Annotated in this window: 22 protein-coding genes; 5 read left to right on the forward strand and 17 right to left on the reverse strand. The window is 42.1% G+C overall.

Annotated features, from left to right (window positions below):
• Positions 1-71: 71 nt before the first annotated feature.
• The 6 genes from cyoE to D0907_RS12355 form a co-directional block, all read right to left on the reverse strand.
• Positions 72-956, reverse strand: a complete 885-nt coding sequence (cyoE, locus tag D0907_RS12330) for a heme o synthase (protein ID WP_118844571.1) — start codon at positions 954-956, stop codon at positions 72-74.
• A 146-nt stretch (positions 957-1,102) separates the two neighbouring features.
• Complete coding sequence (cyoD, locus tag D0907_RS12335) at positions 1,103-1,462, reverse strand: cytochrome o ubiquinol oxidase subunit IV (protein ID WP_065978652.1); 360 nt, start codon at positions 1,460-1,462, stop codon at positions 1,103-1,105.
• Complete coding sequence (gene cyoC / locus D0907_RS12340; RefSeq protein WP_036966507.1) at positions 1,462-2,097, reverse strand: cytochrome o ubiquinol oxidase subunit III; 636 nt, start codon at positions 2,095-2,097, stop codon at positions 1,462-1,464. Before cyoC ends, cyoD begins: the two co-directional genes overlap by 1 nt.
• Positions 2,094-4,082, reverse strand: a complete 1,989-nt coding sequence (cyoB, locus tag D0907_RS12345) for a cytochrome o ubiquinol oxidase subunit I (RefSeq protein WP_036966505.1) — start codon at positions 4,080-4,082, stop codon at positions 2,094-2,096. The genes cyoC and cyoB overlap by 4 nt, the downstream gene beginning before the upstream one ends.
• Before the next feature lie 2 nt (positions 4,083-4,084).
• Positions 4,085-4,999 carry a ubiquinol oxidase subunit II gene (gene cyoA / locus D0907_RS12350; RefSeq protein WP_065978653.1) on the reverse strand — a complete coding sequence of 305 codons (915 nt, stop codon included), beginning with the start codon at positions 4,997-4,999 and terminating at the stop codon, positions 4,085-4,087.
• Positions 5,000-5,235: 236 nt separating this feature from the next.
• Positions 5,236-5,655: a hypothetical protein gene (locus tag D0907_RS12355; protein ID WP_036966501.1), complete on the reverse strand. Its 420-nt coding sequence runs from the start codon at positions 5,653-5,655 to the stop codon at positions 5,236-5,238.
• A 415-nt stretch (positions 5,656-6,070) separates the two neighbouring features.
• Between D0907_RS12355 and D0907_RS12360 the strand changes: the two genes are divergently transcribed.
• On the forward strand, positions 6,071-7,426 hold the full coding sequence (locus D0907_RS12360) for a M14 family zinc carboxypeptidase (protein ID WP_118844572.1): 1,356 nt from the start codon (positions 6,071-6,073) through the stop codon (positions 7,424-7,426).
• A gap of 66 nt (positions 7,427-7,492) precedes the next feature.
• On the opposite strand, the gene nqrM is transcribed toward D0907_RS12360, so the two are convergent.
• From nqrM to D0907_RS12415, 11 genes are all read right to left on the reverse strand, one after another.
• On the reverse strand, positions 7,493-7,705 hold the full coding sequence (nqrM, locus tag D0907_RS12365; protein ID WP_036966498.1) for a (Na+)-NQR maturation NqrM: 213 nt from the start codon (positions 7,703-7,705) through the stop codon (positions 7,493-7,495).
• Positions 7,706-7,783: 78 nt separating this feature from the next.
• Positions 7,784-8,815 carry an FAD:protein FMN transferase gene (locus D0907_RS12370; protein ID WP_118844573.1) on the reverse strand — a complete coding sequence of 344 codons (1,032 nt, stop codon included), beginning with the start codon at positions 8,813-8,815 and terminating at the stop codon, positions 7,784-7,786.
• Positions 8,816-8,930: 115 nt separating this feature from the next.
• Positions 8,931-10,157: an NADH:ubiquinone reductase (Na(+)-transporting) subunit F gene (gene nqrF / locus D0907_RS12375; RefSeq protein WP_036966491.1), complete on the reverse strand. Its 1,227-nt coding sequence runs from the start codon at positions 10,155-10,157 to the stop codon at positions 8,931-8,933.
• A 17-nt stretch (positions 10,158-10,174) separates the two neighbouring features.
• Positions 10,175-10,783 (reverse strand): NADH:ubiquinone reductase (Na(+)-transporting) subunit E, encoded by a 609-nt coding sequence (nqrE, locus tag D0907_RS12380; protein WP_016708692.1) that lies wholly within the window; start codon positions 10,781-10,783, stop codon positions 10,175-10,177.
• Positions 10,784-10,793: 10 nt separating this feature from the next.
• Positions 10,794-11,426, reverse strand: coding sequence for an NADH:ubiquinone reductase (Na(+)-transporting) subunit D (locus D0907_RS12385; RefSeq protein WP_036966488.1), 633 nt, complete (start codon positions 11,424-11,426; stop codon positions 10,794-10,796).
• On the reverse strand, positions 11,426-12,178 hold the full coding sequence (locus tag D0907_RS12390; protein WP_036966485.1) for a Na(+)-translocating NADH-quinone reductase subunit C: 753 nt from the start codon (positions 12,176-12,178) through the stop codon (positions 11,426-11,428). The genes D0907_RS12385 and D0907_RS12390 overlap by 1 nt, the downstream gene beginning before the upstream one ends.
• Positions 12,171-13,373 carry an NADH:ubiquinone reductase (Na(+)-transporting) subunit B gene (locus D0907_RS12395; RefSeq protein ID WP_036966483.1) on the reverse strand — a complete coding sequence of 401 codons (1,203 nt, stop codon included), beginning with the start codon at positions 13,371-13,373 and terminating at the stop codon, positions 12,171-12,173. The genes D0907_RS12390 and D0907_RS12395 overlap by 8 nt, the downstream gene beginning before the upstream one ends.
• A gap of 4 nt (positions 13,374-13,377) precedes the next feature.
• Positions 13,378-14,721, reverse strand: coding sequence for a Na(+)-translocating NADH-quinone reductase subunit A (locus D0907_RS12400; RefSeq protein WP_036969071.1), 1,344 nt, complete (start codon positions 14,719-14,721; stop codon positions 13,378-13,380).
• Positions 14,722-15,070: 349 nt separating this feature from the next.
• Positions 15,071-16,264 carry an enoyl-ACP reductase FabV gene (gene fabV, locus D0907_RS12405; RefSeq protein WP_118844574.1) on the reverse strand — a complete coding sequence of 398 codons (1,194 nt, stop codon included), beginning with the start codon at positions 16,262-16,264 and terminating at the stop codon, positions 15,071-15,073.
• Positions 16,265-16,373: 109 nt separating this feature from the next.
• Complete coding sequence (locus tag D0907_RS12410; protein WP_074989043.1) at positions 16,374-16,685, reverse strand: BolA family protein; 312 nt, start codon at positions 16,683-16,685, stop codon at positions 16,374-16,376.
• A 71-nt stretch (positions 16,686-16,756) separates the two neighbouring features.
• Positions 16,757-17,344, reverse strand: coding sequence for an alpha-ketoglutarate-dependent dioxygenase AlkB family protein (locus D0907_RS12415; protein WP_075594431.1), 588 nt, complete (start codon positions 17,342-17,344; stop codon positions 16,757-16,759).
• Between the two features lie 42 nt (positions 17,345-17,386).
• Between D0907_RS12415 and D0907_RS12420 the strand changes: the two genes are divergently transcribed.
• Genes D0907_RS12420 through D0907_RS12435 form a run of 4 tightly spaced genes read left to right on the forward strand, consistent with a single transcriptional unit; the run spans position 17,387 to position 21,125 of the window.
• Positions 17,387-18,520 carry a methyltransferase gene (locus D0907_RS12420; protein ID WP_074989066.1) on the forward strand — a complete coding sequence of 378 codons (1,134 nt, stop codon included), beginning with the start codon at positions 17,387-17,389 and terminating at the stop codon, positions 18,518-18,520.
• A 13-nt stretch (positions 18,521-18,533) separates the two neighbouring features.
• Positions 18,534-19,085: a YajG family lipoprotein gene (locus tag D0907_RS12425; protein WP_036966471.1), complete on the forward strand. Its 552-nt coding sequence runs from the start codon at positions 18,534-18,536 to the stop codon at positions 19,083-19,085.
• Between the two features lie 2 nt (positions 19,086-19,087).
• Positions 19,088-19,705 carry a peptidylprolyl isomerase gene (locus D0907_RS12430; RefSeq protein ID WP_036966468.1) on the forward strand — a complete coding sequence of 206 codons (618 nt, stop codon included), beginning with the start codon at positions 19,088-19,090 and terminating at the stop codon, positions 19,703-19,705.
• Between the two features lie 40 nt (positions 19,706-19,745).
• Complete coding sequence (locus tag D0907_RS12435; protein ID WP_118844575.1) at positions 19,746-21,125, forward strand: AmpG family muropeptide MFS transporter; 1,380 nt, start codon at positions 19,746-19,748, stop codon at positions 21,123-21,125.
• Positions 21,126-21,188 lie beyond the last annotated feature (63 nt).

Genomic DNA, 21,188 nt, shown 5'->3' on the forward strand with positions numbered 1-21,188 from the left:
GAAAAAAGGCCCGGTGGAGAAAAAACCGGGCCTTTGCTACTGTAACATTGGGATATGTTAGCAACTTTTTTCTAAGTTAAAACCAGTAGCTGAGGAGCTACTGAGTGGTAATCTAAAGCCATCGCTATGCTCAAAACCGTAATATTTACTATCGAAAAAGCAAACACTTGGCGCGCCCAACCGCTTACATCAATATTGCGACGATAACCTCTGAGCGCCATAAGCAACCACCAAAAACTCGTTGTACAAGCTACAGCCATGAAAGCTAAACCTGTATAACCACTAATGGTTAATAACATCACAACCAACGCATACACGGCGATATATAAAACAATGTGATGCTTTGCCTTTTCGATCCCTTGCGCTACGGGTAACACGGGAATTCTGGCCGCTTGGTAGTCGTTATAACGAAAGATTGCAATTGCATATGAATGAGGCATTTGCCATAAACTAAACATTACCAATAAAATCACAGCACCGGCATCAAACTGTCCCGTTACCGCACAATAGCCCACCACAGGTGGAACTGCGCCCGATAAACTACCGACAAAGGTGCCATACACAGAACGACGTTTCATATATAAGCTGTATACACCGACGTAAATGACGTAACCAAACGTAGCAAATAAGAGTGCCACCACGTTGGTATAGACGGCTAATAATGTGAAACCAAAAACACCCAGCACGATGCCATGTGCCATAGCGGCCTTTGCTGACATTTCGCCAGTGACTGTGACGCGTTTGCGAGTGCGCGTCATTGCAACATCAATATCACGATCAATCACATTATTGATAGCGCATCCAGATGCCACAACTAAAGATAACCCAAGCAAAGTTGCGACCATTAACCATGGGTCAACATCGCCACGAGAGGCTAGCAAGAATCCCCCCGCAACAGAGATTAAATTGCCCATGATAATGCCAGGTTTAGTGACATTTAAATAACGTCGAAACACTTCCTCGACTCCTCTAATATTCTGCACAAACGCAAAATTACGAAAGAAACTAGCTAATAACAGACTGTAAGAACTGGAGACACAATCTCAAACTAACCAGCTCCTTTCGTAAATCTTTATATCAATTACATAAAAATAATTGTTATTTAATACATCATCATGGCGTTCGATTCGTAGATGATCCACACCGACAAACCAACCACCATCACGATAATTATGGCGCTGAAGATAAATGACAATGAGCTGGCTTTGCCGTCTTCAGTTTTAAAGCTTAAATGCAAGAAGTACTTTAAATGCACCCAAATTTGCACAACCGCCATCGTCACAATGCACCAGACGGTGGCTGGTTTTGAAAACGACCCACTCATCACAGCCCAAAATGGAATAGCCGTTAAAATCACTGACAACACAAAGCCAATAAAATAGTCTTTCATACTGCCATGTGATTGTGTGTCGTGTGCGTGTACTTCTAAGTTATTAATGACATGCGATTCACTGTGACTCATTACATTGCTCCCATTAAATAAACAACGGTAAACACACAGATCCACACCACATCTAAAAAGTGCCAGAACAAACTTAAACAACTTAAGCGTGTCACTGTTTGCGGGTTTAAACCACGACGAACAACTTCGATCATCATGATTGTCATCCAAATTAAACCCGCTGTTACATGCAGACCATGTAAACCGACTAAAGAGAAAAACGACGTTAAAAAGGCACTGTGTTGCGGGCCATTACCGTGCGCAATTAGGTGATGAAACTCATACACTTCCATACCAATAAACACAGCACCAAAAGCAAAAGTGACAAGTAACCAGGTTAATGTTGCTGCCTTTTTCTGCGAATGTGCAGAAATCATCGCAAAGCCAAATGTAATACTACTTAGTAGGAGTGCCGCGGTTTCAACCGCGACAAAATCAAGTTCAAAAATGTCTTTGCCTGACACGCCGCCGGCTGTGTTCATAAACAGCACGGCATAAGTTGCAAAGAAAGAAGCAAATAATAAGCAGTCGGTCATTAAATAAAGCCAAAAACCGAATACCGTGTTGCCACCTGTGTCGTGATGCTCACTATCATGTGCTTCAACATGACCTTGAGCATTACTTAAGGTGTTTAAATCTGCAGTGATAGTACTCATGCATTCACCCCTTTAGTCGCGGCGGTATTGTGCGCCGTTTCAAGTTCAACAATTTCATCTGGTTGCACGTAATAATCAACATCAGTTGTGTAACAACGTTTAATAAATATCGCGATAGCACCCAGTAAACCAAAGGCTGCAAGCCACCATATATGCCAAATCATGGCAAAACAGAACGTTGTTAATGCTCCGCTCATCAATACACCCGCTGGCGTATTTTTTGGCATGTGAATTGGGCTATAAGATGCTTCTTGTTTGTAAGCTAAGCCTTTTTCTTTCATGTCAGTCCATGCATCAATGTCATCAACATGGGGAATTTTTGCAAAGTTGTAGTACTGCGGAGGTGATGCAGACGCCCATTCAAGCGTATGACCATTCCATGGATCACCTGTTGTATCATCTAATTGCTCGCGGTTTTTAAAACTCACAACAAGTTGTACTACTTGGAACAAGATACCGAACATGATGATCACCGCACCGCCTGCTGCAATGTATAACCACATGTTCCAATCTGGGTTATTTGTGTGGTTTAAACGACGAGTCATACCTAAGAAACCAAGCACGTATAACGGCATGAATGCCACAAAGAAACCAATTAACCAGCACCAGAAAGACCTTCTGCCCCAGCGTTCGTCAAGTTTGAAGCCCATTGCTTTAGGGAACCAAAATGCGAAACCTGCTAAGTAACCGAACACTGCACCACCAATAATGGTGTTATGAAAGTGAGCGATTAAAAATAAGCTGTTGTGTAATACATAGTCAGCACCAGGGATTGCAAGTAATACACCGGTCATACCACCAATGGTGAATGTCACCATGAAACCCAGAGTCCAAAGTACGGGCACTGTGATTCGTAAACGACCACGGTACATAGTGAATAACCAATTAAAGAGTTTTACACCCGTCGGCACTGCAATCACCATGGTCATGACACCAAAGAAGGCATTAACGTTCGCACTTGACCCCATAGTGAAGAAGTGGTGAAGCCATACGATGAAACCTAAAATAGAAATCGCACCACTTGCATAAACCATCGACTTGTAGCCAAACAAACGTTTACCAGCGAAAGTAGAGATAACCTCTGAGAAAATACCAAACGCAGGTAAAATGAGAATGTAAACTTCAGGGTGACCCCACGCCCAGAATAAATTGATATACATCATCGCGTTACCACCTAATTCATTGGTGAAAAAGTGGAAATCGAGATAACGGTCAAGTGTCAGCATTGCAAGCACAGCAGTCAAAATTGGGAACGAGGCTGCAATTAAGATATTTGCCCACGTACATGCCCACGTAAAAATAGGCATTTTCATTAAGGTCATGCCGGGTGCACGCATCTTGAAAACTGTCACTAAGAAGTTAACCGACGTTAGCAAGGTACCTAAGCCGGATATTTGCAAGGCCCAGATATAATAATCGACCCCCACGCCCGGACTAAACGACAACTCGGATAATGGTGGATAGGCAACCCAGCCTGTTTTTGCAAACTCACCGAAAAACAGTGAAATATTTATTAATATCGCACCGCCAGCAGTTAGCCAAAAACTTAAATTATTTAAGAATGGGAAAGCAACATCACGTGCACCAATTTGCAGTGGCAAAATAATGTTCATTAGACCAATCATGAACGGCATCGCCATAAAGATGATCATGATCACCCCATGCGCCGTAAAAATTTGGTCGTAATGTTCAGGTGGTAAGTAACCACTTGCACCGCCCGTAGCCATTGCTAATTGTAATCGCATCATAATGGCATCAGCAAAGCCGCGGAATAACATAATAAGCGCAAGAATGATGTACATAACCCCTAAGCGCTTATGATCAATTGACGTGATCCAGTCGTGCCAAAGCACGCCCCATTTTTTATATTTTGTTACTAAGCCTGCAACTAGCAAGCCTAAGACAGCAACCACCGTCATGGTAACCATGATAATTGGTTCATGAAACGGGATTGCGTCTAATGTTAATTTACCTAACAACGACATGATTATTCCTCGTCCTCGCCGTGCCCTTTATGAGCAGAGTGCTCAGGCATTGCGTGTTGCATTGCACCGTGTGAGCCATGCGCTTGCATATACTTCATTACAATTGAATGAAACATATCTTTGTCGACACTGGCATAGTATTTAACTGGGTCGTATTCACTTGGCTTAGCTAGTTCAACATAGGTCTTTTTAGTAAGTGCAGACCCTGAATTTTTCACCTTATTTACCCATGCATCAAAGTCTGCTTGGGTTGGCGTGGCGATGGCATTAAACTTCATGCCTGTGAAACCTGCCCCACTGTAGTTAGCAGAGAAACCTTTAAAAGTACCCGGTTCATCAGCTATTAGATGCAGTTTGGTTTCCATGCCTGCCATTGAATAAATTTGGCTACCAAGCTGAGGTATGAAAAACGAGTTCATGGTGCTTTCTGAGGTAATCTTGTATTGAACAGGCACGTTAGCGGGAAACACCAACTCGTTGACTGTCGCAATGCCTTGCTCAGGGTAGATAAATAACCATTTCCAATTTAAAGACACCACTTCAACAGTGAGATGCTCACCTTTACCTTCTAGCGGTTTATAAGGGTCAAGCTCTTGCGTTGACTGCCAGGTGATCACACCTAAAATAACCACGATGATAATAGGAATAGCCCACACCACCGCTTCAATCTTGTTAGAGTGAGCCCACTTAGGAGCATAAATTTCTTGGTCTCGTCCATCACGGTATTTCCATGCAAAATAAATTGTCATGGCAATCACTGGGATTACAACAATCAGCATTAATACCGTTGCTACGATGATTAAATACTTTTCGTCGGCCCCAATTTGACCTTTTGGATCAAGTACCCCGCCTTCACAGCCAGTCAAAGCCAGCACTAAAGACGCTAGAGCAATATTACAAAGGTTACGAATTGACAAAGGAATATCCTACAACCTAAAAGTTAACACTTGTCGATAAGTACACGACGCTTTTCTGTAGCAACGAACGGCCACAGATATCCCTAGCCACATAACGAGCACAATTTATCGCCACGTTAAGAGAGGGAATAGTTAGGTCAGCTGACTGAAATTTGGACGTAGAAAGCCCACTAGGTGCTTAGTAAAGACAACTTAGAAAACGACTAAAATGGCTGAACTTAAGCAACAAAGCTTATTTACAGACAACCACTTACACGAGGAGGAGCACGACAGCCATGTGCGCTGTGTACTACTAAAGACTTTATCGTTTCACGTGCAGCGAAGGCCGCTTTACGTAAAATGACACCTGCACGACGCGCAGGAAAGAAATGGAAGACCAACCAGCATAAGCCAATTAATAATTGGCAAGACACCACGGGGTAAGCTAAAAAGCTCAATACATTAAGTAACGGTGTTTCATACAAAGCACCTTCGCTTAATAAACTTCTTAACTCATGTGCATCTTCTACCGCACCGTTAATTAGCATGGCTGAATTAATGATCAGCAAGGCTAAAACAGACAACAGTTCTTTGCCAGCAAAAAACGCACGCGCAGCTAATTGCAATCTAGCGAAACTAGATTGTTTAACACCTTGTGACGGATTAATTACTCGCAAAACACATGCCTTTTTATAACTTTGGCCGCAATAAAGGTAGACGCTCTACCCTATAATTAAGCGCGGCAACTTGATCTTCATCAATAAAGTTTCAGTAATTACTGAAATTTCGATGTGGAGTATAACAAAGTCAACGTACGGTACAAGTAGAATTTAACAGCACTGCGTTAAGCATTGTTTATTCAACTGATAAATAAATGTAAACAACCCCAAAATATGAAGCTAAGCATCTAAAAAAGCTAGAGTATTTAATATAGCAAAAAGCAATGCCTAAAAAGAAAATTGCATAAAAATGGCGTTTAAACACATACCTACTCAGTATCTACTTGTATTGTGTTACTGAACAAGGATTAGCCAAGAGAGATAAAATATAATATTCTTCATTAAAACACAATTAAGAATAATAGAGTTATATATGTACCAGTATGCACTTACCACCGCCTTATTACTTAGCAGTTCTCATGCATTTGCAAACAGCATTGAAGACACCAGAGTTCATGGATTCGATAAGCCAGCAATTTATTACAGCGATATAGAACCCCAACTAAAAAAAGCTGCTATGCACCCTGCAATTACTTTGCAACAGCTAGGTAGCTCATACCAAGGGCAACCAATAAATGCACTTGATATTGGCTCTGGCGCTATTAAAGTAATGATGTGGAGCCAAATGCATGGCGACGAAAACACCGCAACAGCAGCACTAATGGATTTTTTAACCTTTATCACAGCGCCTGAAAACGCGGCATGGTTAAAAGAGTGGCAAACAAAGCTTACACTGCGCATTATTCCTATGGTTAACCCTGACGGTGCCGCCATTCAAACGCGCCACAATGCACAAGGGATCGATCTTAATCGTGATGCGAAAGCTCTGCGCACCCAAGAAGGGCAAATTTTAATGGCGGCTGCAACGCAATTTAAGCCTGATTTTGGCTTTAACTTACACGATCAAAATGCCTATTATGGGGCTGGCAAAAAAGGCAAACAAGCAACCATCTCTGTGCTCGCACCGGCTTATAATGAAGCTCGTGAAATTAATACCACGCGTGCAGAAGCGATGCAGTTTACGGCCCATTTAGCAGCCACGGTAGAAAACATGATCCCCGGCCACTTAGGCAAATACAACGACAGCTACTCATACCGCAGTTTTGGTGATACGTTTTCTGAAAAAGGGATTCGCACTATTTTAATTGAATCGGGTGCTTACCCTCAGGATCCAAACCGTCAAGTAGCGCGAAAAGTTAACCGTGTTCTTTATAAAAAGGCGATTGATTCTTTAGTAACGGGTGATTGGAAAAAAGCCACTGTAGCGCAGTATCATGCAATCCCATTTAATGCTAAAGATAATTGGGTCGACCTACTCATTGATGATGTGATGGTAAACAGTGAGATGGGTGACTATCAGATTGATATTGCCATAAATGATAAGGGTAGATTGCCTACCATCAAAGAACTCGGCGATATAAGTAGTATTCGCCAAGGTTACCAGACATTAGATGCCAGCAAATTGAGCTTTAATATAGGCAACAGCTACATTATTACGAAACCAATCACATTGACTGACAGCACTTATAAGGCGTTATTAAAAGAAGGCTATAGCTGTTTCTCAGGTCAGGTGCATAAACTCACGAATAACTCACAATGGCCTATATATACATGTCCAAGAGTGTTCACCTCGATTCCAACACTTCATGCTCCTGCAGCCTTTTTGCTAACAGCAAACCATGCAAATCAATATGCAGTCCTGGGTGCTAAATTAATTGGGTTGAACTAGGTGCCTATTCGAGAATAAAAAATCGCGGGCATTAAAAAAGCGCCCCTTAGGCGCTTTTTTGTGTGGTTACAGAATTTGATTCTCTTTCCACGCTTGTTCTTTTGCCATGCGCTTTTTACGCTTGTCACATGGATCATCACAGTCACAGGCTTTATCGATACCCACGGCACCTAAGCCACCACAGCTACTGGCCATTGATTTCTTTTGCACAATCATGCCCACAGCCATCGCTGCCACAATTAAAATAAGTAGACCAAAAGTAAGAAGAAAAAGTGACATTGCTTTGCCCCTATCGTCAGCAATTAAATCAAGCCCATTCGACTGGGCTGCACGTATTATAAACTGCTTCTTGCTCTGCTACAAATATGGTTTAAAGGCAGGACTAGAATAAGTGACCAAGCCATTGTCTGACTTAGCAATTAAATACACTGGCAGGTCATGTTGTTCAGCGTATTTTTGCGCCCGCTCCATTCCCATTACCGTCAATGCTGTTGCTAAACCATCAGCCGTCATTGCCGAAGGGTGCAATACGGTAACAGATACCAAATCATGGCGGCTTGGCATCCCCGTCTCAGGGTCGATTAAGTGGCTATAGGTTACCCCATCCATCTCGTAGAAAATGCGATAATCACCCGACGTTGCAATGCCATTCGTGCCCGGCTCAATCACTTTATGTACTTTGCGCACACCCGGCTCAGCGTCGGGTTGTTCGATAGCGATTTTCCAGGTGATATTATCTGGCTTGATACCAGACACACGAAGCTCGCCGCCAATTTCGACCATATAATTTTCTAAGCCATGGCTTTCAATTACTTGCGCAACCTTATCAATACCGTAGCCTTTTGCTGTTGCTGAAAATGACAATTCTAAGTCATCCACCGTCTTCAGAAGACCAGCATCGCTTAACTGAAGCTTATCAACACCAATTTTCGCGACCATATCAGCCAGCGCTTCATCGCTTGGGCGTTTAGTCGGTTTTTTATCTGGACCAAAGCCCCATAAATCAATTAGTGGACCCATCGTCACATCAAGGGTTTTTGTAGATTCACCCAAACGAATAGACTCCGCAACGACCTGACGAAAATCATCACTGATCGGCATAACCTGCCCTGCAGGCAAGCGATTAAATTGATTAATTTCTGAGTCTGGAATATACGTCGACATAGATTGATTAACCTCTTTCAACACTTGCTTAATTTCAGGGTGCAAATCAATCCCTTCTAGCTTAGAAGGTTCAGCAAATACTTTAATGTGGTATGTCGTTCCCATGGTCTTACCTTCAAGATAGAGCTCTTGGGCTTTATCTGCTTGGCTGCAACCAGCCATGAGTAAAGTAACAGTTAGTAGGAAAAAGGCCACAAAGCCTTGGCGATAAAACACTTTATTCATAGCAACTCACCTTTTGGATACCAATCGACAGTGGTATAGAAATAAAAAAGCCTCGTAACACGGTGTGCTACGAGGCTTGTATTCTAACCAAAACTAATTGTTTTGTGTATGGGTGTTAGCCACCGAAGTCATCTAATAAGATGTTTTCGTCTTCTACACCTAAGTCTTTAAGCATGTTGATAACAGCTGCATTCATCATTGGAGGACCACACATGTAGAACTCACAATCTTCTGGCGCTTCATGATCTTTCAAGTAGTTTTCATAAAGTACGTTATGGATGAAGCCTGTGTAACCTTCCCAGTTATCTTCTGGTTGTGGATCAGACAGTGCTGTATGCCATACAAAGTTATCATTTTCTGCTGCTAAGCCGTCGAAATCTTCAACATAGAACATTTCACGCTTAGAACGCGCACCATACCAGAAACTCATCTTACGCTTAGATTTTAAGCGCTTAAGTTGGTCAAAGATATGTGAACGCATTGGTGCCATACCTGCACCACCACCTACGAATACCATTTCTGCATCAGTGTCTTTCGCGAAGAATTCACCGAATGGACCAGAAATAGTAACCTTATCGCCTGCTTTAAGTGACCAAATGTACGACGACATTTTACCACATGGAAGGCTTAGGTCTCTTGGCGGCGGCGTAGCGATACGCACGTTAAGCATAATAATGCCTTCTTCTTCTGGGTAGTTAGCCATTGAGTAAGCACGAATTGTTTCGTCGTCTACTTTAGACTCCAGATCGAAGAAACCAAAGTGGTTCCAGTCGCCACGATATTCTTCAGGAATATCGAAGTCAGCGTATTTAACGTGGTGCGCAGGGGCTTCGATTTGAATATAACCACCGGCACGGAACGGAACTGATTCGCCATCAGGAATTTGTAACTTAAGTTCCTTGATAAACGTTGCTTTGTTATCGTTTGAGATAACTTCACAATCCCACTTCTTAACACCGAAAATTGACTCTTCAAGTTCAATTTCCATGTCGTTTTTAACATTAACCTGACACGCTAAACGGCAGCCTTCACGGGCTTCACCTTTAGAGATGTGATCAAGTTCTGTTGGTAAGATATCGCCGCCACCTTCTTTAATGTGTACACGACACTGGCCACATGAGCCACCGCCACCACATGCAGATGATACAAAAATACCTGAATCAGACAGCGCGCCTAATAGCTTGCTACCTGCAGATGTTTTAATAGCTTTTTCTGGGTCGCCATTAATACCGATGATGATATCGCCGCTTGCAACTAACTTAGATTTAGCACCAATGATGACTAAAACTAGTAGTACAACGATAGCGATGAAAACACCAACACCTAAGAAAATCTCATTCATGATTTATCCTCGCTACCTTAAAGTGAAATACCAGAGAATGACATAAAGCCAAGACCCATAAGACCAACAGTGATGAAGGTAATACCTAAACCACGTAAGCCATCAGGAACGTCTGAGTACTTCATTTTTTCACGGATACCAGCAAGTAATGTAATTGCTAGTGCCCAGCCCACACCTGAACCGATACCATAAACAACAGACTCGCCGAAGTTATAGTTACGCTCAACCATGAAAGATACCGCACCGAAGATCGCACAGTTAACTGTGATCAAAGGTAAGAAGATACCTAACGCGTTGTATAGTGCAGGGAAGAACTTATCTAATGCCATTTCAAGAATTTGTACAAGTGCTGCAATAACACCAATAAATGTCAAGAAACGTAAGAAGCTAAGGTCTGCTTCTGGGTAGCCAAGCCACTCTAATGCACCCGGTGCAAGAACAGCGTGGTAAACCAAGTTATTTACTGGTACTGAAATACCCAATACCACGATAACTGCCACACCTAGGCCGATTGATGTGGTTACTTTCTTTGATACTGCAAGGAAAGTACACATACCTAGGAAGAAGGCTAAAGCTAAGTTTTCAATGAAAACCGCTTTTACAAATAAACTAATATAATGTTCCACTGCTCGCCCCTTACGCTTTTGCTTCTACTTGGTCTTTCTTAACGGTACGAAGTACCCAAATGAATAAACCAATAATGAAGAATGCACTCGGTGGTAAAATCAATAGACCCATTGGTTGATACCAGCCACCATTTTGTACAAGTGGGATAATATCAACACCGAATAGTGAACCTTTACCGAATAACTCACGGATGAAACCAACCGTTAATAGCACGACTGAGTAGCCTAAACCATTACCGATACCGTCTAAGAAAGACATCAGTGGTGGTGATTTCATTGCGTATGCTTCCGCACGACCCATTACGATACAGTTAGTAATGATTAGACCAACGAATACAGATAGCTCTTTTGCAGTTGCGTAAGAGAATGCCTGTAAAACTTGGTCAACAACGATTACCAGTGACGCAATGATCGTCATTTGCACGATGATACGTACAGATGATGGGATCTGGTTACGAATACATGAGATAAAGAAGCTAGAAAACGCAGTTACAAGTGTCAATGCGATTGACATGATTAGTGCATTTTTTAAGCTTGATGTAACCGCTAGCGCAGAACAAATACCAAGTACTTGAAGTGCGATTGGGTTATTTGCGAATACCGGGCCAAATAGGACCGACTTCATTTCTTTAGTATCAGCCATTATTTCAACGCTCCTTCACGTACTTTCGCAAGGAATGGACCAAAGCCATGCTCGCCAGTCCAGAAGTCAACTGTATGATCAACACCGTTTGAAGTTAACGTTGCACCTGAAAGACCATCGATTTGATGTTCATTGCTCGCACCGCTCTTCATGATATTGATTGGTAACTCTTTACCTTGCCATTTAGCAGTCCATTGTGGGTTTTGAATCTCACCACCAAGACCAGGCGTTTCATTGTGCTTGAAGAAATTGATGTTCTTAACAGTTTCACCATCGCTCTCAAGCGCTAAGAAGCCATACATTACACCCCAAAGGCCGTAACCTTGGATAGGAAGAATGATTGCATCTGTAGAACCATCTGCTTTTTTCGAGATATAAACAGGTGAATTTTTCGTCATACGCTGGATACCCGCGATGTCTTTAATTCCTTCTGCTTTCAACGCAAAGCTACGCGCTTGGTCGAATTTAGATTTCTCGAAATCAAATGAGTTAGGATCAACACCCTCAACAAACTCACCTGTGCTCATGTCTACTACGCGTGCTTCAATTTTTGAGTTGAAGGTATCTGAAACAGTACCCGAAACTTCAATGTCTGCAGCCGCTAAGATATTACGCTGAATATCTTGTGTTTTGTTAGCTTGCTGTAAAGGACGAAGCTGAACTGAAGCAAACGATACGATGATTGCACACACTAAACATAGTGCAACAACAACGGTTAGCGTTTTGCCGATTGATTCGTTATTACTAGACATTACGTGCCAACCTCCGCTTGATATTAGCTTGCACTACAAAGTGATCGAATAATGGCGCAAATAAGTTAGCAAATAAGATTGCTAGCATCATACCTTCTGGGAATGCCGGGTTAACAACACGGATCATTACAACCATAAAGCCGATTAACGCACCGTAAGCGAACTTACCTTTGTCTGTGAATGATGCAGATACTGGGTCTGTTGCCATGAAGAACATACCAAATGCAAAACCACCCAATACTAAGTGCCAGTGCCAAGGCATAGCAAATACAGCGTTCGTTTCAGAACCAACCGTGTTTAGTAAGAATGACGTTGCAACCATACCTAGGAAAACACCTAGCACGATACGCCATGAAGCAATACGCACATAAATCAGGAATAAACCACCGATTAATAGTGCAAGTGTTGATGTTTCACCAACAGAACCTTGAATGAAACCGTAGAATGCATTCCACCATAGTTCCATGTTGCTGTAATCAAGTGAGCCAACAACTGCCTGACCTAGCATAGTTGCACCAGAGAATGAATCTACTGCTGTCCATACTGTGTCACCTGAAATTTGTGCAGGGTATGCGAAGAATAAGAACGCACGACCAGCAAGCGCAGGGTTTAGGAAGTTACGACCTGTACCACCAAAGATCTCTTTAGCGATTACAACACCAAACGTAATACCTAGCGCAACTTGCCATAGTGGAATCGTTGCAGGCAGGATTAGTGCAAATAATACAGACGTTACGAAGAAACCTTCATTTACTTCGTGCTTACGCACTGAAGCAAATAATACTTCCCAGAAACCACCGACAATAAATGTTGTCGCGTAGATTGGTAGGAAGAAGCAGGCACCGTAAAACATTTTCGCGCCCCAACCTGATTCAGCAGATAATTCACCGCCAAACAATTGGAACAGACCAACTTGCCATGAGTTTGCTAGTTCAAAACCTTGTGCAAGCGCACCTGCGGCCTGATGACCGATGTTGAACATACCAAAGAACATAGCAGGGAACGTCGCCATCCACACTAAAATCATCATACGTTTTAGGTCGATGTTATCGCGAACGTGTGTTTTGCCTTTATTTACGTAACCAGGCGTGTAAAAAATAGTCGCTGCAGCTTCGTAAAGCGCATACCATTTTTCGTGTTTACCACCCGGTTCAAAATGCGGCTCAATATCTTCTAGAAATTTCTTTAAACCCATCTCTCTAGCCTTCCTTCTCGATCGTAGTCAAGCAATCGCGTAGGATTGAACCGTACTCGTATTTACCTGGACAAACGAAGGTACATAACGCTAAATCTTCTTCATCAAGCTCTAGAGCACCTAACGTTATAGCACTATCAAGATCACGTGCGATTAAGTCACGTAGTAATAATGTAGGTAAGATGTCTAAAGGCATAACACGCTCATAGCTACCAATTGGAACCATGGCACGCTTAGAACCACCTGTCGAAGTCGTCATGTTGAATAGACGGCTTGGCGTTAGGTGAGATAAGAAGGTACGTGTTACTGAGAACTTGTCAGAACCTGGCGCAATCCAACCAAACAATTCTTTTTCGCGACCTTCAAGTAATACAGATACTTGAACATGGTAACGACCTAAGAACGCATGTGGACCTTGTGAAATAGAACCTGATAAAACAGAACCAGAAATAACACGGTTATCACCGTCTTCTAATTCACCAGCGACTAAATCATCTAAAGAAGCACCTAACTGAGTTTTCACTAAGCGTGGGTTTTTAACACGAGGACCTGCAAGCGAAACAACACGATCTGTGAAGATTTCACCTGTTAGGAATAAATTACCAAAGGCAATAACGTCTTGGTAACCTAAGTGCCAAACCTGCTTGCTAGCAGAAACTGGGTCTAAGTGATGAATGTGTGTACCCACTAGGCCTGCCGGGTGTTTGCCACCAAACTCATGTACTTCTACTTGAGGGATTGATGAACTAGGCACTTGGCTACCAGCGTGTTTACAAACAAATACTTTGCCGTCAGTTAAACGAGATACCACCGCTAAACCCGCTTCAAATGCTGCAGAATTCTCAGCAATAATAACTGCAGGATCTGCAGCTAACGGGTTAGTGTCGATAGCCGTTACAAAAATAGAGCTAGGATTTGCATCCAACGCAGCTATTCTGCTGAATGGGCGAGCACGAAGTGCTGTCCATTGGCCTGACTGAACAAGTACTTCTTTCACTTTTTCACGGTCTAAGCTCGAAAGCTCGTCGGCCTTGAAAGAGTCAAAGGTGATTTGCTCACTGCCATTAACTTCAATAACAACAGATTGCAGCACACGTTTAGCACCACGATTAATTTCTTTAACTACCCCAGAAGCTGGTGCAGTAAATAATACGCCTGGGTTCTTTTTGTCTTCAAAAAGTACCTGGCCTTTTTTGACTTGGTCATCCACGCGGACATGCATGGTTGGACGCATACCAATATATTCTTCACCTAGCACAGCTACACGTTTGACGGCAGAGCCATCATGAATAACTTGCTGAGGTGCGCCCTCTATCGGTAAATCCAGACCTTTTTTTATGTTGATCATACGCACTTGCATTACATTAACGGAAAGAAACTGAAAAATCGTACCAACTACGTCGCTCTTTGATATGCTCAAGTCAAATTCTTAGTATCTAAGAACAGCTTGTTTAACACCCCAAACAAGCAACGCAGTAAACTCCTCACATATATTGCCCGAATTTTAACATCAATCAGGGTGACTATGCGAGAGCAAATATTAAATTTATACGACTGATGTGATTATTTAGACTACAAAATCCATTTGAATAAAATTCAATATAGACCAAAGTGCTATTGATGCCGTTTTATTTTAGAGAAAAAACAAAAAAGTCGCTTAAAAAAGCGACTTTTATAAATTTAACGTTTTTTATCGATTAATCGATCAACTGAGAAATTTCAACAACAGGATTCACATCTTGCTCGTAATCAACGCTGTCGATACCAAAACCGAATAAACGTAAAAACTCATTATGGTAACCCACGTAATCGGTTAATTCGTCAATCGTTTCTGTATCAACGGTATCCCAAACATGTTGTACACGTGCTTGCACATCGTCTTCCAACTCTTTGTAGTTTTGGAATAAATGACCACCGTCATCAAAACGAGGTGTGGCGCCATAAAGGTTTTCAGTAAATAGCGCGTGGATTTGCTCAATGGTGCCTTCGTACGTACCGTCTGCTTTCATTACTTTAAATAATGCAGAGATATAAAGTGGCATAATTGGAATTGCCGAGCTTGCCTGCGTTACCACAGCATTTAAAGAAGACACATACGCTTCGCCATTTAAGTCTTTTGTTGACTCTTTAATCGCTTGCGTTGCACGGTCAAGGTCTTCTTTTGCTTTACCAATTGTCGCATGACCGTAAATTGGCCACGTTAACTCTTTACCAATATAGGTATACGCTGTTGTTTTGAAGTTATCAGCAAGTACATCGGCTTCTTTTAATGCATCAATCCACATTTCCCAATCTTCACCGCCCATTACTTTAATTGTATTGTCGATGTCTTCTTGGCTTGCCGCTTCAACCGTTACTTCATCAATCACACGCTTAGACGTATTTAAGTTTTTAGTCGTGATATCTGAACCGATTGGCTTTAATGTAGACGAATATGTCTCACCCGTATTTGGGTCTGTACGACGTGGTGACGCTAAGCTGTAGATAACTAAATCAACTTTACCTAAGTCTGCTTTGATAGTCTCAATTGCTTTTTGCTTGATTTCATTTGAAAACGCATCGCCATTGATGTTTTTAGACCACAGACCAGCTTCTTCCGCAGCGGCTTGGAATGCAGCGGTGTTGTACCAGCCAGCAGACCCTGTTTTACGTTCTGCCCCTTCTTTTTCGAAGAAGATACCTAAGGTGTTTGCGCCGCCACCAAATGCAGCCGTAATACGTGATGCTAGGCCGTAACCTGTTGACGCACCAATGACTAATACATTTTTAGGTGCATTGCTTAGTGGTCCTTGCGCTTTCACATAATTAATTTGTTCTTGTACGTGCTCAGCACACCCTACTGGATGCGCGTTAGTGCAGATAAATCCACGAATTTTAGGCTTAATGACCATTGATCATCCTATATCTATCACAATAAAAATTAGCGCTAGTTTAAAGGCTAATAGTAAAAATACAGGTCTGATCAGTCATATAAAATATATAACTGATCACACCATCCAATTAATCAAACTTAGAACCGCCCATACACGCAGGTGATTCAGGCGCTTGCCCTTGATGTTGTGCAAATTCATCAGGCGTAAACGTGTGTATCGCTAAAGCATGAATATGATTAGCAAGCTCATCTTTTAGTAACTCATTTATTTGACGATGACGGGCTAGTAAGCGCTTACCTGCGAACTCTTCACTCACTACAATCACTTTAAAATGTGAATCAGTGCCGCGACTATGCATATGACTTTCATTAACAACATTCAGGTGCTTGCACTGAATACCCGCGGCGAGCTTTTGCTCAATTTGTTGTTGCATTGACATCTGTCATAAACCTTTTAGCAAAATAATTGAGCGTTACTATATCAAGGGGATGGTTCATTTTTCCAATGATTTTACATTATTGATCTAAAGGTCAGGTTAATTCGAGGGTGCTTAAGCTTTTGCTGCTTAGGTAAACTATGCAGATAATCCCGTTGGCTTGTGCCATTCATTACTAAGCAACTGCCACTTTGTAGCACGATACTCTGTTGCTCATTGGTGTGTTTATGTTTTATTTTGAACACACGCTCAGCCCCCAGCGAAATAGACGCAATCGTCGGTTGCTTGCCAAGTTCGGGTTCATCATCACTGTGCCACCCCATACAGTCGTGGCCATCTCGATACAAATTAACCAATAAAGCATTAAAGGGTATCTGTAACTGCGCCGTTAAACGTTTTCGCATGGCATCCAGCACATCAGGCCAAGGTTCAACAATCAATGTTGATCCTGAGTAAGCGTAATTAACGTTTTCATCAGCAATAAAACATTGCAAGCGTGGGATAACATGACGTTTGCCATACACCGTAATTTCGGGCTGTTGCCAATGTAGGTTTTGCTCTAAGTAATAAAATAAGTCGAGGCTTTTTTGGGCACTAAGAGCTTGGGCCTGATAAGAAAAGCCATTTGGTAGATGATTAGGGTTGGCGTTTGGCTGTTGCATGTTAGAATTTACCTATACTTAAATACTTATCGTAAAAACATGATGACCACCCAAGCACAGCTCGGTGATAGCACCTATACCCTTGAACGTTTTCCTTTAGATCAAAAAAATCGTAGCCTCCAGGCCTGGGACTCTGCTGATGAGTACCTAATTGATTATGTACATGAACACCATTCACACGCAAATTCTGTCCTTATTCTCAATGACAGCTTTGGGGCATTGGCATGTGCATTTAACCAGTTAACCGTTTATTCAGTTAATGATTCGTATATTGCCCATCAGGCCACCCTTTATAATTTAAACGCCAATGAGTTAAAAGCGGATTCGTTAACGCGCTTAAACTCACTTGAGAGTTTACCAAACCACGTTGATTTAGTGATCTTAAAAGTGCCACGAAATTTAGGCTATTTGCAACATCAATTAGCAGCGATTAGTGCAGCATTACCTGCTGGTATTGATGTAATAGCCGCGGGAAAAACTAAAGAGATTCATAACTCGACAATTAAAGCGTTTAGCCAGTTTATCGGTGAAACAACAACCAGCTTAGCCGTAAAAAAATCACGCTTAGTCATAAGTAAAACAAGTGGATTAGATAAACACGCTGCATTTCCGGTTAGCTGGCCACTGGAGGGCAGCGAATTTGAAATTCAAAATCACGCAAATGTTTTCTCGCGCGATTCATTAGATATCGGCGCCCGCTTTTTCTTTAACTATTTACCACAAACCAGTAAAGCGCGCAGTATCATCGATTTAGGTTGTGGCAATGGTGTGGTGGGTTTAATGGCTTTAAAACGTTGCCCTAAAGCACAGCTTACGTTTGTTGATGAATCGTATATGGCAGTTGAGTCAGCACGACTCAATGTTGAAACTAATTTACCCGAACAACTAGCACACTGTGAGTTCGTGCAAAACGACTGCTTAACCGATTTTGCAGCGAATAGTGTTGACCTGGTGTTATGCAACCCACCTTTTCATCAGGCGCAAGCTGTCACAGACCACATTGCTTGGCAGATGTTTAAACAAGCTAAACAGACGCTTAAACCTGGCGGCGAGTTAAGAATAATTGGTAATCGTCATTTAGACTATCATGAAAAATTAAAGCGTATGTTCGGCAACTGTAAGTTATTAGGTTCTAATAAAAAGTTTGTCGTGCTTAGTGCGATTAAAAATAATTAATGGAGCAATATAAATGAGAAAAATACTTCCTTTATGTGCGGTGCTTTTGCTGGCTGCGTGCAGCAATCAACCAAATCAGTTAATTTTAAACCCCGTATATCAAAGCGGTAAAATCACTCAAATTAATAGTAATGTGAGCACCAGTGTCATTGATTTACGTGGTGACAATGTGACGTTAAAAATTATTGAATCAGATAAAACCAAAACGCTTGCAAGCCCAGGTATTACCGACTCTGTTAAAAGTGCACTTGATAGCGCGTTGAGCCGCAATGGTGTCAGTATTTCTAATCTTGCCACCACGCGTTTCGAAATTGATATTCATAAATTACAAGCAGTGGTCACTGAAAAAATGATGACTCACACCAGCGCCGCAAGCATCGAGTTTGGTGTGCGAGTTATCAGAAACGACAGTAGCTTCAGTAAAGTCTACCATGGCAATGCGAACCTTGAAGGCCCTCTAAGCCATGACCGAGCCAAAATTGAGAGTCAGCTGAATAAGTTGACTGAACAATTAATTACCCGCATTGTATCTGACCCAGAATTAATCGCCTATTTAGAAGGTTAACTATGAAGCGCATTTTATTACTTAGTTTTATTTTATTATTTGCTCACAGTTCATTCGCGGCAACTGAAGGTAAATTTATTCAAAAAGACAACATGTTTCCACGGGTCGAAATAGTGACCACGTTGGGAAGTATTGTTGTTGAAATGGATCGCTCTCGCGCCCCTATAACGGTCAATAACTTCTTAACTTATGTGGCCGACGGCAGCTATCAAGGAAGCGTGTTTCATCGCGTTGAACGTGATGAAGATAATGAACGCGACTTTGTAATTCAAGGGGGGGGTTACGATAAAGACTACGACGGTCTGCACGAAAACGACCCTATCTTCAACGAGAGCGGTAACGGTCTAAAAAATGACATGTACAGTATCGCCATGGCCTATCAAGACCGCAAACCGCACTCAGGTACACGTCAATTCTTCTTTAACATGGATGACAACGATCACTTAAATCCGGGCCGTGATTGGGGATTTGCTGTGTTTGGTATGGTTATGGATGGTTATGAGACCTTAGACAAAATCATGCGTGTTGAAACTGCATTCAATGAAAAAATAGGTTACAGCTTTGTGCCTAAAACCCCTGTCGTTATTTTAAATGTAAAAGTACTCGAAGCTAATCAATAATAATTAGGGGGCTTGGTGCCCCCACAAACACGGCAACACTATGACAAAAACCCTTTCAATTTCAGAGTACTTTTCGTACTTCAAAGACAAACGTCTGATCAATATTTTTATCTTCGGCATTAGCAGTGGCTTTCCTTGGGTACTGATTGGCTCGGTGATGTCAGCATGGCTGAAAGATGAAGGGTTAAGCCGCAGCATGATTGGCTTATTTGGCATCGTGTTTGGTGCATACAGCATTAACTTTTTATGGTCTCCGTTGGTCGACCGCGTAAAGTTGCCAGTATTATTTAATTGGCTTGGCCAGCGTCGCAGCTGGATTTTGCTTTGTCAGTCAGTGATTTTTATAGGCACCTTTTCACTGGCAGGACTAGATATCAAAGCGAACCTTTGGTTTGCTGCTGCACTGTGTTTAGTTATCGCCATTGCCTCTGCCACTCAAGATATAGCCATTGATGCGTTTCGTATTGATACGTTAAGCGAGAATGAAAGCCATAAAGCGACCGCAGCCGCCGCTATGGCGACATCAGGTTGGTGGAGTGGCTACGCACTATTAGGTGCCCTGCCCTTTTATATGGCAGATATTCCATCCATTGACTGGCCCCAAGTTTATTTTTTCTTATCCGTTGTCATGCTGCTATTAATGAGCAGTGTGTTTTGGGCAAAAGAGCCTGAATCAAACCGTGAAGTTGTCCAAGCTGAACTTGAGCACACCTACCAGCAAAAACTCGCTGGGGGACAGCAAACGCGATTGGCCAAAGTGCTTGCATGGTTAGCGGTAACCGTTTTTGATCCATTTAGAACCTTCTTTGCACGCAACGGGGTAAAAACCGCGCTCGCGCTACTAGCGTTTATCTTCTTATTTAAAATAGGGGAAGCATTTTTAGGGCGCATGTCTATCGTGTTTTACAAAGAGATTGGCTTTAGCAATAGCGACATCGCTACCTTCTCAAAAGTGGGTACCGCTTTTCTTACTATCGCTTTTACTTTCGTAGGTAGTCTATTCAATCAGCGCTACGGCATTGTAAAAGGCTTATTTATCAGTGGTATTGCAATGGCTGCTTCTAACCTAGCCTTTGCATGGATTGCCGTGGCAGGCCCTAAATTAAGCCTATATGCGTTTGCTATTATTGTTGATGGCTTTACACAAGCTTGGTCACTCGTTGCCATGGTGGCGTTTATATCAATGCTCTGTGACCGAGCCTTCAGTGCAACGCACTACGCCTTGCTTGCCTCATTAGGAAATTTAGGCCGAACTCTACTCTCAAGCTACAGTGGTGTGGTGATTGATGACTGGTTATCAGGGAATTGGGCACTGTTTTTTGTGCTTACTGCCGTTATGGTTATTCCGTCGCTGGTATTTTTATTCTTAATACGCCACAAACTTTATGCATTAGAAAGCAACTATCATAAGAGCAATTAACAAAATAAGAACGTATGTGATTAAATGTAACCAGTATTTAGAGGGGTCTTAAATAGTGCATCC

Origin of the sequence: Pseudoalteromonas lipolytica, assembly GCF_003515105.1 — a bacterium.
Classification (GTDB): domain Bacteria; phylum Pseudomonadota; class Gammaproteobacteria; order Enterobacterales; family Alteromonadaceae; genus Pseudoalteromonas; species Pseudoalteromonas lipolytica.